This window comes from Micromonospora sp. NPDC006766 (assembly GCF_040636055.1).
Classification (GTDB): Bacteria; Actinomycetota; Actinomycetes; order Mycobacteriales; family Micromonosporaceae; genus Micromonospora.
On sequence record NZ_JBEYIX010000031.1, the window covers coordinates 39,126 to 53,470 of the forward strand.

6 protein-coding genes are annotated in these 14,345 nt (G+C 72.2%); 1 reads left to right on the forward strand and 5 read right to left on the reverse strand.

What is annotated here, in order from left to right:
* Positions 1 to 136: 136 nt before the first annotated feature.
* The 3 genes from ABZ671_RS22475 to ABZ671_RS22485 form a co-directional block, all read right to left on the reverse strand.
* Positions 137 to 2,782: a DUF6493 family protein gene (locus ABZ671_RS22475; protein WP_357861363.1), complete on the reverse strand. Its 2,646-nt coding sequence runs from the start codon at positions 2,780 to 2,782 to the stop codon at positions 137 to 139.
* The gene (locus tag ABZ671_RS22480; protein ID WP_357861366.1) at positions 2,779 to 4,116 is read right to left on the reverse strand and encodes an SWIM zinc finger family protein; all 1,338 of its coding nucleotides are present in this window, start codon (positions 4,114 to 4,116) and stop codon (positions 2,779 to 2,781) included. Before ABZ671_RS22480 ends, ABZ671_RS22475 begins: the two co-directional genes overlap by 4 nt.
* Positions 4,117 to 4,183: 67 nt before the next feature.
* Positions 4,184 to 6,154, reverse strand: a complete 1,971-nt coding sequence (locus tag ABZ671_RS22485) for an ATP-binding cassette domain-containing protein (RefSeq protein ID WP_357861369.1) — start codon at positions 6,152 to 6,154, stop codon at positions 4,184 to 4,186.
* Positions 6,155 to 6,464: 310 nt separating this feature from the next.
* Between ABZ671_RS22485 and ABZ671_RS22490 the strand changes: the two genes are divergently transcribed.
* Positions 6,465 to 11,939, forward strand: a complete 5,475-nt coding sequence (locus ABZ671_RS22490) for a carboxyl transferase domain-containing protein (RefSeq protein WP_357861372.1) — start codon at positions 6,465 to 6,467, stop codon at positions 11,937 to 11,939.
* 168 nt (positions 11,940 to 12,107) lie between these two features.
* Here ABZ671_RS22490 and ABZ671_RS22495 read toward each other — a convergent pair whose 3' ends face one another.
* Positions 12,108 to 12,917 carry a methyltransferase domain-containing protein gene (locus tag ABZ671_RS22495; protein ID WP_357861375.1) on the reverse strand — a complete coding sequence of 270 codons (810 nt, stop codon included), beginning with the start codon at positions 12,915 to 12,917 and terminating at the stop codon, positions 12,108 to 12,110.
* A 242-nt stretch (positions 12,918 to 13,159) separates the two neighbouring features.
* Positions 13,160 to 14,275 carry a MerR family transcriptional regulator gene (locus ABZ671_RS22500; RefSeq protein WP_357861378.1) on the reverse strand — a complete coding sequence of 372 codons (1,116 nt, stop codon included), beginning with the start codon at positions 14,273 to 14,275 and terminating at the stop codon, positions 13,160 to 13,162.
* Positions 14,276 to 14,345: the final 70 nt, after the last annotated feature.

Below are 14,345 nucleotides of genomic sequence, written 5' to 3' on the forward strand. Positions count from 1 at the left end.
CAACCTGGACCTGAGGAATGCACGCACTCTGGCGCGACGGCTGACGTCTATCTGTGGAACTGCTGCTGAGCGCCACGAGCTGCGCGGGCGGGTGCGGGCGCGAGGGCCCACACCCGCCCGTGTCGGGGCCGTCCGGTCAGGCTGTGGCGAGCGTGCGGTGCAGCCGCCGGGCTTCGGTGACCAGCCGGCTCGACCCGCCGCGCGCCGTGACGTCGGCCAGGCCGGGCACCTCGATCCGGACGCCGGTGGCGGTCGCCGTCTCGCTGGCCAGGGTCAGCAGGTCGGGCAGGCCGCGCACGGGGCCCGGCGCGGCGAGCAGCGCCGGCAGCGCGGCGGCCAGCAGCCGCCACACGGTCAACGGCGCTCCGGCCTGGGCGGCGTCGCGCAACGGTTCGCCCACCCGGGTCGCCTTCACCGCCCCGACGGCGACGAGCTCGCCGAGCCGCCGGCCGGCACCTGTCGGGTCGAGCTGCCCCGCCCCGGCGAGGGTGAGCAGGGCGTCCAGGGCGGCGATCCGGTCCGCGCCGTGCCGGGCCCCGAGCCCGTACGCCACCGCCAGGTCCAGCGCCACCCCGCCCGGTCCGGCGCACTCGGCCAGCAATGGCAGCACGGCGGCGCCGCCCTGCTGGTCCATGTCCGCGCTCGCGGCCACCAGCGGCAGGGCGTACGCGGCGACGAGACCGCGGTGCCCGGGCAGGGTTGACGGCCATAGGTTGGCCCAGCCGCTGTAGTCGACGCTGATCGGTGCCGGGTCGGCGGTGAGCAGCCCGAGCGGGTCCTCGTACCTGTCTGGTGAGCGCAGCTCGACCAGCAGCCGCCGCTCCGCGAGCTGCTCGAACTCCCAGTCCCAGCGGGAGCTGCGGGGCCGGCGGGTGACAGTGGTGGCCCGCGCCACCGGCTGCGGCAGCCCGCCGCCGCGCAGCCATTCGGCCAGCCGGTCCCCGGCCGGCGTGCCCAGTGCGGCGGCCTTGTCGGCGACCGCGTCGTCGGTGTCGTCGGGCAGCCGCAGCAGGGCCTGCGTCAGGTCCCAGAACCAGGCCTTCCGGTCGCCCAGCGCGGCCAGCCGTTCCAGTAGCGCGAGCGGGTCGAGCAGGCCGTTGGCGGACGTGGGGGTGGCGAGCAGCCCCGGCCCGGGTTCGCCGACGTGCGCGCCGATCTCGGCGAGCCGGGCCCGCAGCAGCCGGTGCACCGGCGGCACCCGAGGGTCGGTGGCGACCAGGGCCGAGCGGTCGTTGCGGCGGACGGCGGCGAGCAGCGACTGCCACCGGCTGTGCCACCGGGGCTGGTGGTCGGCGCCGGCCGTCCGGAGCACGTCCACCACCATCCCGCACAGGCACAGCGGCTCCCAACGGTGCTCGTCGCCCCACGACCAGTGTCGGCGCTCGATCACCGGCGTCAGGGCGGCGCACACCCGGTCGGCGTCGATCGCGGTGAGCCGGACCAGCCCGTCGAGTACCCGGTCCAGCGGCGTGCCCTGCGACGGCGTACCCAGCAGGGCGGCGACCTCCTCCGCCAGCTCGTCCACGTCGGCGATCGGGGCCGGCGCCGGGGCGGGCGGTGCGGCCGCCGGCAGGTCGTCGCCGCGCGGCGTGGCCACCGCCGGGCCGGGGTTGACCGCCGCCGGGTCGAGACCGTGCCGGGTGGCCAGAGCGCTTGCCCGATCCCGCAACTCGACGGCGGGGTGCGCGACCGCGACGGCGATCACCTCGGCGATCTCCCCGGCCCGGTCCCGATGCTGCCGGGCCAGCCGGTCGAGCCAGCCGAGCTGCGCCTTCACCAGCGCCTTGTCCGGGCGGTGCAGCACGTCCCCGGAGGCCTCCAGGATCGACTCAAGGGCCAGGTCGGGCTGCTCTCGCAACACCTTCTGGGCCATGGTGGCGACCGGGGCCGGCGCGTCGGTGAGCAGCCGCAGGTAGTCGGTGGCATGCGCGGCGACCTCGGCGGTGGTGGGCCGCAGCAGGTCGAGCAGCACGGTGAAGGCGCGCAGCGCGGTGGGCCGATCGCCGCGCAGCAGCCGCCCGATCGACCGGTCGATCAGCCACGCCCGATCGAGCACGCCCTCGGCAGCCAGCTGTGCCAGCGCGGCCGGCAGGACGTGCCGCCGTCGCTCCTCCCAGGTGGTGATGACCTCGTCGAACATCATGGCCGTGCCGAGGCCGTCTACCTCGAACAGCCGGGGCAGCATGACCGGCCGGATCGGGTCCGCCCGTAGCCGCTCGACCAGGGGCACGGCGCGCTCCTTGTGGTGTTCCGGGAACGCCACCGATTCCAGCCACAGCTGCACGAACGCATCATCGGTCGGCGGCTCCGCGCCGGCGTCGCGCAGCAGCGCGGCGACGAACCGCCACCGCTGGATCCACGCCTGCCGGCCGAGTTTCGCGCCCAGCCGATGGCCCAGGTCGCCGAGCCAGGTGACGCCGCGCTCGGTGGCCACGCCGGTCACCAGCGTCGCTGCCCGCTCGCCGTCCGGGTTGACCGAGCCACGGGCGAGGATCGCCGCGGCCTGGGCTGCGGTGGGTAGACAGCCGACCACGGCGACCGCCAGGGCGGTGCTCGCGCCCGTCGTCCACCAGGTGGACCGGTCCTGCTGCCGGACCCAGTCGGTCAGCGCGACGCCGATCTCCCGGCGGCGCGGCTCGGGCAGCCCCTCCAGCGCCGCCGCGACCAGCTCGGCGGAGCCCTCCCTCACCAGCTGGAACAGGTCGCCGGTGCCGCCCGCCGCCAGCTCCCGCCGCCGACGCACCGTGCTCTTGACGAACAGTTCCCGCTCCGCGCGCCTCACGCCGACACCTCGACCTTGTCGGTGAGCAGCATCCGGGTGGCCAGGGCGTGCCGGCACGGCCCCCGTTGCCCCCGGTGCTTCGCCCACCAGGGGCAGGTGCAGGTGAGGCCGCCGTCCGCCAGCTGCCGGACCCGGTAGACGTGGTCGCCGCTGCGGACCGTGGCGGACGTCCCGTCCGGCTCCACCGCCCCGGCGTCGAGCAGCGCCCGCGCCCCGACCAGGCGGGGATTGTCCCGCTCGGCCCGGCCCGCGTCGTACGGCATCACCCGATGGAAGTACGCCGCCTCGGCGACGTCGTAGCCGACCCGGCCGGCGGTGCCCAGCTGCGCCAGGGCGCCCCGAACCCGGTCGGCGTCGATGCCGGCCTGCGACGCCAGCCGGTCCACGTCGACCGTCGGGTCCCAGGACAGCAGGGCGGAGACCAGGTCGGCGTCGTCGACCACGTCGTCGTCGGCGAGCGCGGTCAGCGCCGCCCCCTCGCCGGAGAACCCCCGGTACGGCTCGGGGGAGAGGGTGAGCGACAGCCGCAGCGCCCCGGTGTCCAGCTCCCAGGTGCTCGGCAGCGGCGCCGAGTTGGCCATCACGGTCGGCCCGTACACCCGGAGGGTCCGGGCGAAGCGCAGCATCGGACGGAGGGCGGCCAGCCGGCTCGCCCCGGCCAGGCAGACTGACCCGGGCACGGGCCGGGAGGTCAGCCGCAGCGTGCGTCCCGCCGGCACGACCCAGAGCACCGAGCGGTCCGTGGCGGTGGGCAGCCGGCGCAGGAACGCCGCCGCCTCGGCTGCCGGGATCTCTGCCCGGGGCTCGAACCGGGCGGCGAGCACCTGCACCTCGGCGAAGCCGCGCAGCCAGCGGGTCGGCAGGGGGACCTTCTTCTCCACCACCGCGCCGTCGAGGGTGGACACCGTCAGGTCGTCGGGGCCGACCGACAGGTGCAGCGGGTCCAGCCCGGCCACCCGTGACAGCGCCTCACGCAGCGGGTTGTTGACGTCGACGTTGGTGGTGCCGTGCTCCACCACGTCGCCGTCGAGGCCGGTGGGCAGGGCGTCGAGGCGCGCGTACACCCCGCAGCAGCCGGAGAAGGATTCGAAGCGGAGCCGGCCTCGGCTGCCGGTGACCACCGGGTCGAGGCTGGCCGGGCTGACCGGCCGGTGGTAGCGGGTGCGGGCGACCTCGGCCACGGCCAGCAGGCCGACGGCCGCCGCCTGCGGGGTGGTGAGGAAGCCGCGGAAGAAGCGGGGGTTCGGGGCGGGGCCGCCGCTGGTCTGCAGGGCGAGGGAGCCGTGCCCCAGGGCGGAGGCGGCGAGATACCGGTAGGTCTGCGTCACGGTCACGCCGGCAGACGGTAGGCCAACCCACCGACAACGACGGCCCGGCAGCCCGGCGCGGATGGCGAGATCATCAGACGATGGTTGTCTGGTGCGGCAGCGTGGCTCGGGTGGTGTCGTAGCCGGCGGCCTGGAGGGCGAACAGCTCGGCGTATCGGCCGTGGGCGGCCATGAGTTCGTCGTGGGTGCCCTCTTCGATCAGGCGGCCGTGGTGCAGGACGTAGATCCGGTCGGCGTGGCGGACGTTGGCGAGCCGGTGGGTGATGAGGATGGTGGTGGCTCGGCCCTGCCGGTCGCGGATGGCTTGGAAGAGGGCGTCTTCGGCGCGTGGGTCGAGAGCGGACGACGGCTCGTCCATGACGAGCAGTTCGGCGTCGCGGAGGAAGCCGCGGGCGGCGGTGATGCGCTGCCACTGGCCGCCGGAGAGGTCCTGGCCGTTGGCGAAGGTGCGGTCGAGCAGCGTCTCGTACCCGTGCGGCAGTTCGGTGATCATGTCGTGCGCGGCGGCGCGGGCGGCGGCGGTCTCGATGCGGTTGTGGCAGGGTTCGGCGGCGATGTCGCCGAGGGCGATGTTCGTGGCGGCGGTGAAGGGCCACTTGTGGTATTCCTGCGTGACGACCGCGATGCGGGTGCGCAGTGCGTCGACGTCCCAGTCGGACAGGGGCCGGCCGTTCCAGCGGATTGTTCCTTCGGTGGGGGCACGCAGCGCGGCGATCATCGCGGCGAGGGTTGACTTGCCGGAGCCGTTCTCGCCGACGAACGCGACGGTTTGCCCCGCCTCGATCGTCAACGTCACCTGGTCGACGGCGGGCGTGTCCCGGTCGGGGTAGCGCAGGCTGACACCGTCGATGTCTATCTGACGCAGGCGATCGGGTGCCGCGCCCGGGGAGTGGGCGGTCTCGTCGGGCAGGTAGGCGACGGCGCGGGCCATGAACCCGGTGTAGTCGCGGAAGTGTTGACCCTCGGTGTAGACGCGGTCGACCTGGAAGGTGACGACGGCCAGGGACCGTTGGGCGGACTGCACCGCGACGACGCAGGTCGCGGCGGCGGCGAGGGGGATGTGCCCGTTGACCAGCAGCAGCCCCAGCAGCACGTAGACCACGGCGGTGGCCACCCCCGCGATCATCGATCCCACGGTGGTGGTCGTGGTGACCCGTCGGGCCAGGGCGAGCTGGATGCCGGTCTCCACGCCCATGACCCGGTCGTACTGGTCCAGCAGGAACCGGCGCAGCCCGTACGTGCGTAGCTCGGGCGCGGAGTCCCGTTCGGCCATCAGCCGGTGCAGCAGCCACAGTCGGCGTCGGCGCACCGAGCCGGCCGCGTACGTCTGGTAGCGCAGATGCCCGGCGCGCAGCGACGCCCAGGCGTTCGGCACCGTGGCTACCAGCAGCGCCACCAGCAGCAGCGGATGGATCACCACCACGGCGGCCGCCACGGCGAGCAGACCGGCCAACCCGGCGAGCAGGTTCATCGACGACTGCACCAGCCCGGTGGTGGAGTCCGCGCCCCGGGAGGCGCGTTCCATGTCGTCGGCGAACGCGTCGGCGTCGAACGCCTCCAGCCGTACGGCGGTGGTCACCTCGAACAGCCCGCGCTCCACCTCCCGGTCCACCTTCGGGGTCAGGCCGTTCTGGGCGTAGCCCATCGCGGTGGCCATGCCCGCCCGTACGGCCGTCACCGCGGCCAACACCGTCAGGGCCGGCAGCGCCGCGACCACCTTGTCCGCGGTCGGGCCCCCCGCGAACAGTTCCACCAGCGCCCGTTGCGTGGCGAGCAGCCCGAACGCCGCCATCACTCCCGCCCCGACGGTGGCCGCCGCGACCACGAACGTGCGGACGCGGTCGGCGCGCCAGCTGACCCCGAGGGCGGCGCGGACCAGCCGGGGCAACTCGGCGAACACGGCGAACAGGCCGGCCTCTGCCCGCGCCCGCACCCCCGTCTCCCACCACATCGCCCGCAGCTCGGGCAGCACCGAATGCTGTCGACTCGACGGCTCGGCTGAGGTTTCTCCCCCGGTCGTGGTCGTGGTCGCGGTCTCTGCCATGGGCGCACCTTCCACGGGTAGCAGGCTCTCTGTCTGGTCGGGGCGGCCGGCGACGAGTGACCGGCACACGCACATGGCTCGCAGTATCCGTCCCGGCACCGACAGTTGTTGTCGTTGATCCGTGCAGCGTGATGAATTGGTGACAGGGTGTCCGGCCACGCCCCTTTGGCGGGTGTCCACAAACTTCGCCCTCCTCCGGTGGTGGGTCCGACATTTCCCTACCGGCCGGTAGCGACGATCGTTGTGACGAGGACCCCTGCCTCGAGGGGTCCTCGTTGTGTTGTGCAGAAACCTTTGGGAGGGTTACTCGGTGTTCAGCCGCATCGCCATCGTCAACCGGGGAGAGGCCGCCATGCGGCTGATCCACGCCGTTCGCGAGCTCAACGCCGAGACCGAGGCCCCGCCGATCGAGACGGTCGCGCTCTACACCGACGCCGAGCGCACCGCCACCTTCGTTCGCGAGGCGGACGACAGCTACTGCCTCGGGCCCGCGTCGGCCCGTCCGTACCTGGACCACCGGGTCCTCGAACGTGCGCTGATCGAGACCCGTGCGGACGCGGCCTGGGTGGGCTGGGGCTTCGTCGCCGAGGATCCGGCCTTCGCCGAGCTCTGCGAGAAGGTCGGTGTCACCTTCATCGGTCCGAGCGCCGAAGCGATGCGTACGCTCGGTGACAAGATCGGCGCGAAGCTGATCGCCGAGGAGGTCGGCGTACCGGTGGCGCCGTGGAGCCGCGGCGCGGTGGAGAACCTGGAGGCGGCCAAGCGCGCGGCGGCCGAGATCGGTTATCCGCTGATGCTCAAGGCGACCGCCGGCGGTGGCGGTCGGGGCATCCGGGTCGTCCGCAGCGACGACGAGCTCACCGAGGCCTACGAGCGTACGAGCCTGGAGGCTGAGCGGGCGTTCGGCAGCGGCGTCGTGTTCCTGGAACGTCTGGTCACCGGCGCGCGCCACGTCGAGGTGCAGGTGATCGCCGACGGTCAGGGCACCGCGTGGGCGCTGGGTGTCCGGGACTGCTCGGTGCAGCGGCGCAACCAGAAGGTCATCGAGGAGTCCGCCTCTCCCGTGCTCGCCCCGGAGCAGACCCGGGAGCTGAAGGCGGCGGCCGAGCGGCTCGCGTTGGCGGTGAACTACTGCGGCGCGGGCACCGTCGAGTTCCTCTACCATCCGGGCGACAAGCTGTTCGCCTTCCTGGAGGTCAACACCCGGCTGCAGGTCGAGCACCCGATCACCGAGGCCACCACCGACTTCGACCTGGTCAAGGCCCAGCTTCATGTGGCCGCCGGCGGTCGGCTCGGCGAGCGGATCCCGGCCGAGGCCGGGCATGCCGTCGAGGCCCGGCTCAACGCCGAGGACCCTGATCGTGACTTCGCGCCGTCGCCCGGCCGGATCGTCCGGCTGGCGCTGCCCGCCGGCCCCGGCATCCGGGTGGACACCGGGGTCAGCGAGGGCGACGTGATCCCGGCTGATTTCGACTCGATGATCGCCAAGATCATCGCCTATGGCCGTACCCGTGACGAGGCGCTCGGCCGGCTGCGACGCGCGGTCGCCGAGACCACGGTGATCATCGAGGGCGGCACCACCAACAAGAGTTTCCTGCTCGACCTGCTCGACCAGCCCGAGGTGATCGACGCCAGCGCGGACACCGGCTGGATCGACCGGGTCCGCGCGCAGGGCCGCCTGGTGTCCACCGGGCACTCGGGCATCGCGCTGGCCGCGGCCGCGATCGAGGCGTACGAGGCCGAAGCGCTCGTCGAGCGGCAGCGACTGCTGTCCACCGCGCACGGCGGCCGTCCGCAGGTCCAGCACGAGAGCGGCCGGCCGATCGACCTCAAGCTGCGCGGCGCGAGCTACCGGGTGACCGTCGCGCAGACCGGGTCGCGCCGATTCCGCGTCGGCATCGGGGAGGCCTCGACCGTCGACGTCGAGCTTGAGCGATTTGACGAGCACACGGGCCGGATCCTGGTCAACGGCCGGCGGTTCCGGCTCGTCACCGACACGCACGGGCCGATCCACCTGGTCGAGGTGAACGGCACCACGCACCGGGTCAGCCGCGACGAGGGCGGCGTGCTGCGTTCTCCCGCGCCCGCGCTGGTCGTCGCGACGCCGCTGGAAGTGGGGGACGAGGTCGAGGCGGGCGCGCCCGTGCTCGTCCTGGAGAGCATGAAGATGGAGACCGTGCTGCGCGCGCCGTTCAAGGCGAAGCTGCGGGAGTCTCAGGTCTCCGTCGGCAGCCAGGTGGAGACCGGCGCGCCGCTGCTGCGGCTGGAGCCGATCGGCGACCAGGCCGCAGGCGAGGCCGCGAAGACCGAGGCCGTCGACCTGGATCTGCCGCCCGAGGCGGCCGGCCTGTCCGCCGAGGCCCGGGTGGCGCGGGGCATCGCCGACCTGCGTAGCCTGCTGCTCGGCTACGACCTCGACCCCCGCGACGAGCGCCGGGCGCTGTCCACCTACCTGGCCACGCGGGCCGAGCTCAGCCACCGGCCCCTCGAAGAAGAGGTCGAGCTGCTGCAGGTGTTCGCCGACCTGTCCGAGCTCAGCCGCAACCGGCCGGTCGGCGAGGAGACCAAGGCCCACAGCCACGTACACAGCCCGCGTGAATATTTCCACGCCTACCTGCAGTGCCTGGACGTCGAGCGCGCCGCGCTGCCGGACACCTTCCGTAACCGACTCGCCCGGGTGCTCGCTCACTACGGCGTCAACGACTTCGAGCGCACGCCCGCACTGGAAGAGGCCGTCTTCCGGATCTTCCTCGCGCAGCGACGGGCTTCAACCGACGTCTCGATGATCGTCACGCTGTTGCAGCAGTGGCTGGCCGAGCCGCTCCCCGGCGACGAGCTGCGCGAGCTGGTCGGCCAGGCGCTGGAACATCTGATCTTCGCCACCCAGCTCCGGTTCCCGGTGGTCGGTGACCTCGCCCGCAGCATCGTGTTCCGCTGGGCCGCCCAGCCGATGCTGCGCCGCAAGCGTGCCGAGGTATACGCGAGTGTCCGCGGCCACCTGCGTCACCTCGACAAGAACCCCGACGCGACCGACCGCGCCGAGCGGATCGGCAAGATGGTCGCCTCACCCGAGCCACTGGTCCGGCTGCTCGGCCAGCGCATCGGCAAGCCGGGCGCCGACCACGGTCCGATGCTCGAGGTGCTCAGCCGCCGCTACTACGGCAACCGCGGCGCGAGCGACGCACGTCCCGTCGAGGTGGCGGGGCAGTCGTTCTTCACGGCCGCGTACGACCGCAACGGCGAACGCTTCCGGCTTGTCGCGGCGGCCAGCGACTTCGGCGAGCTGCCCGCGACCTTGGAAAGGATCGCCGGGCTGTCGACCGCGGACGCCGGCGCGACGCGTCCGACGCCGGCGGTCGCCGACGTGTACCTGACCTGGGCCGACCAGCCCGACGTGGACACGATGGCCGCCACCCTGCGGGAGGTCCTCGACCGCGCCGGGCTGCTGGACGTGCTCCAACGCGTGACGATGTCGGTGGCCGGGCGCAACGGCACGGCGATGCACCATCAGTTCACGTTCCGGCCCGGCCTAGGCGAGGACCGGGTCATCCGCGGGCTGCACCCGCTCATCGCCGAGCGCCTGCAACTGCCGAGGCTGCGGAACTTCGACCTGACCCGCCTGCCGTCCGCAGACGAAGAGGTCTACCTCTTCCACTGCGTCGCACCGAACAATCCGGCAGACGAGCGGCTGACGGCGATGGCCCAGGTCCGCGACCTGTCCCCGCTGCGCGACGCCGACGGTCGGATCCTCGCGCTGCCCGCGGTCGAAGGCGCGCTCGACGCGTGCCTCGACGCGATCCGCAAGGTTCAGGCGCAGCGGCCCGCGAAGAAGCGGTTCGACACCAACCGGATCACCATCTACGTCTGGCCGCCGAACGAGCTGACCATCGACGAGCTGAACGCCGTCGCCCATCGGGTGCTGCCGATCACGGCCGGCGCCGGCTTGGAGGAGGTCCTGTTCCTGGGCCGGCAGCGTGACAAGGCCACCGGCGAGCTGACCGACATCGCGGTCCAGATCTCCTACGACGCCGGCATGCGGGTGTCGATGACCGAGCCGCCGACCGAGCCGATCCAGCCGCTGGACGACTACCGGCAGAAGGTGCTCTCGGCGCGGCGGCGCGGCACCACGTACCCGTACGAGCTGACCGAGATGCTGGCCGGCCAGCGTGGCAGCTTCACCGAGTACGACCTGGACGACACCGGTGAGCTGGTCCCGGTCGAGCGGCCGAAGGGGCGGAACAAGGCGGGCATCGTCGCCGGTGTGGTGAGCACGCCGACCGAGCGGTACCCCGAGGGCGTCACGCGGGTGGTGCTGCTCGGCGACCCGACCAGGTCACTCGGCGCGCTGGCCGAGCCGGAATGCGCACGCGTGATCGCCGCGCTCGACCTGGCCGAGCGGATGCGCGTACCGCTCGACTGGTTCGCGCTGTCGGCGGGCGCCCGGATCTCGATGAGCTCGGGCACCGAGAACATGGACTGGGTGGCCGCCGCGCTCAAGCGCATCGTGGAGTTCACCCAGGACGGCGGCGAGATCAACATCGTCGTCGCCGGGATCACCGTGGGCGCCCAGCCGTACTGGAACGCTGAGGCCACGATGCTCATGCACACCAAGGGAATCCTGGTGATGACCCCGGATTCGGCGATGGTGCTGACCGGCAAGCAGTCGCTGGACTTCTCCGGCGGTGTGTCGGCCGAGGACAACTTCGGTATCGGCGGCTACGACCGGGTGATGGGGCCGAACGGCCAGGCCCAATACTGGGCGCCGGATCTGCGGTCGGCCCGCGACCTGCTGATGACCCACTACGACCACACCTACGTCGTGCCCGGTGAGAACCGGCCGCGTCGGGCGGCAACCACCGACCCGGTCGACCGCGACATCTCCGGTTACCCGCACGCGGTGCCGGGCAGCGACTTCACGACCGTCGGCGAGATCTTCTCCCGAGAGCACAACCCCGACCGCAAGAAGGCGTTCGACATCCGTACGGTGATGCGGGCCCTGGCCGACCAGGATCACGCGATTCTGGAACGCTGGGCGGGCATGGCCGACGCCGAGACCGCGGTCGTGCAGGACGTGCACCTCGGCGGCATCCCGGTGTGCCTGCTCGGCATCGAGTCCCGGTCGGTGCCGCGGCGCGGATTCCCGCCCACCGACGGCCCGGACACCTACACTGCCGGCACCCTGTTCCCGCGCTCGTCGAAGAAGGCCGCGCGGGCGATCAACGCGGCCAGCGGGAACCGGCCGCTGGTCGTGCTGGCGAACCTGTCCGGGTTCGACGGCTCGCCGGAGTCGATGCGGCAGCTGCAGCTGGAGTACGGCGCGGAGATCGGCCGGGCGATCGTGAACTTCGAAGGGCCGATCGTGTTCTGCGTGATCTCGCGCTATCACGGCGGCGCTTTCGTGGTGTTCTCCAAGGCGCTCAACCCGAACATGACCGTGCTCGCCGTGGAGGGCTCGTTCGCGTCCGTCCTCGGCGGGGCGCCCGCGGCGGCCGTGGTGTTCGCCGGTGACGTCAACGCCCGCACGGCGAAGGATCCGCGCGTGGCCGAGCTGCAGGCGCGGGTCGGCGCGGCGACCGGTGGGGAGCGGGCGGCGTTGGTCACGCAGCTCACCGACGTCCGGGCCACGGTCCGGGCGGAGAAGCTGACCGAGGTGGCCGCCGAATTCGACGGCGTGCACAGCATCCAGCGCGCGGTCGAAGTTGGCTCGGTGGATGCCATCATCCGGCCCGAGGAGCTGCGTCCGCAGATCATCGCGGCCATCGAGCGGGGCCTCGGGGCCGAGTAACGCGACGAGCCGCCTGCTCACCACGATGACCGCCTTCCTTCGAAGGTGGCGTGGTGGGCAGGCGGCCGTTCATTGCCCCGGACGCTGCGCCGGGGGATCGTCGTATCCGATCCCCACGTTCACCGGCCATGACGCGTACGACGCGTCCCGCTGGCCGATGCGTCTTGGTCAGGCCCGGCAGATGATCTCGCCGTGTAGCACGGTGAACCAGGCGTCTGTGGCGTCGGCCCATTCGCGCCAGCCCTGAGAGACGCGGTGCAGGTCGTCCCCGGTGGCCAGACCGGAGGCCAATACCTGCTGGGCCAGGTCCGAGTGCAGGATCCGGTCGGCCCACATCTGGCCCCACCACTGCCGGTCGGTGGGGGTGGCGAAGCACCAGGTGCTCGCCGTCGCGGTGACGTCGGTGAACCCGGCCTTGTGGGCCCAGGACAGCAGGCGGCGTCCGGCGTCCGGCTCGCCGCCGTTGTCGCGGGCGGCCTGTCGGTAGAGGGCCAGCCACTCGTTGAGTGCGGGCACGTGCGGAAACCAGGTGAACGCCGCGTAGTCGCTGTCACGGGCGGCGATGATGCCACCGGGTCGACACACTCGGCGCATTTCGGTCAGCGCTCGGACCGGATCGGCCACGTGCTGAAGGACCTGGTGGGCGTGGACGACGTCGAAGGTGTCGTCGGGCAGATCGAGGGAGTGGACATCGGCGACGACGAAGTCGATGTTTTCCTGCCGGCGTGCGCTGGCCTCCGCCCGAGCCAGTTGCAGCGCCGGTTCGGTGAGCTCCGCGGCGGTGACTCGACCCGCAGCCACTCGGGTGGCCAGGTCGACGGTGATGGTGCCCGGTCCGCAGCCGACATCGAGCAGGGACATGCCCGGCCGGAGATGGGGTAGCAGGTAAGCCGTCGAGTTCTCGGCGGTGCGCCATCGATGCGAGCGCAGAACCGTCTCGTGATGCCCGTGGGTGTACACGTGTGGTGCGGCCGCCATCTCGTCTCCCCAGACTTGTGATGCCCGGGCGACAAACCTAACCCGCATCTCAAATTATGGAGAAGTCATCCCATTATGTGAACCGAGTTCGCTACGACGAACCCCACACACAGGCCAAACACCAACCAGCAGATGTCGTTCCGCAGGCGCTGGTCAGGGGACAGGCGGTGCGGAGTGCACCGTACGTTTCCGTCACGCAGTCCAGGTTGCGTGCTACGGAGGCCAAGCCTCGCCGCGGTGGCTCAGGCTACGAGCAGGCGGAGACCGAGCTCAGCCGTGTCGAGGGCGACGAGGTCGCGGTTGCGTTCGGCCCACCGGCCTGAGGAAAGGTCTTCGCGGAGTGTGCTGACTGCCCGTTGCTCAGCCTGCGGGCCGACTCTGGTCCATACCGACACCGCGCGGCGTACCTGTTCGTCCAGGTACGCCTCAGGCCGGCGCCAGTACGCCTCGAAGAAGCCGTCAGCGCAGTCCCACGGGACGAGCACCGGCTCCGCGCGTCCTCCGATCGCCCGGGTCAGGTCGGCCAGGGACGGCCAGCCGACGAGGAGGCCTGCGAACTCAGGCAGGTAGTCGCGGGTGAGCCAGAACCGCTGGCGCCAGCCGGTGTCATCGGCGTCGTACGTGAACACCACCACGCGGCGGGCCACCCGCCGCATCTCACGCAGCCCGGCGACCGGGTCCGGCCAGTGGTGGACGGTGCTGACCGCCATCGCGGCGTCAAAGGACTGGTCCTCGAACGGCAGGCTCTCCGCAGCGGCGGCCACGCACGGCGCCGCGCCCACAGGACGCTGCGCCCGCATGACCGCCGACGGTTCCACCGCCGTGACGTCCCGGTCGGGTGGTTCGTAGGAACCGGTGCCAGCCCCGACGTTCAACACCGTTCGTGCGTCCCCCAGCGCATCCCAGATGCGCGCGGCGATCCGTGGCTCGGTGCGCCGCGTCGCTGGGTATGCGGATCCGATGACGTCGTACAACTGCGCGCCGAACACTTTCAGTTGCTCCTCGGGCGTCGTCCTGATTCCCATTGCTCGTGCCTCCAGTTCCCTGTCGATGGCCGTCACCATGGCAGCAGCGCGGTCGCGCTGGTCCGCCAGCAGGCCGCGCAGCCGGCACAAGTGCGCGACTGCGTCGGTGGCCGAGTCGTCAAGCAGATCCGCGATCTCCCGCAACCCGAAGCCGAGCCGCCGGTAGGCGAGCACCTCCCGGAGCCGCTCCACATCGCCGGCCGAGTAGGCCCGGTGCCCAGCCGCGGTCCGCGTGGACGGCTTCAAGAGGCCGATCTCGTCATAGTGATGCAGGGTGCGGACGCTGATGCCGGCCAACTCCGCGACACGTCCCACGGTCAGGTGCTCCTCCACACCACCGACTATGTGGCATGACGCCGCGTGAGGCGCAAGCGCTTAGCCGCTGGCTGGTATCCGAGGCGTC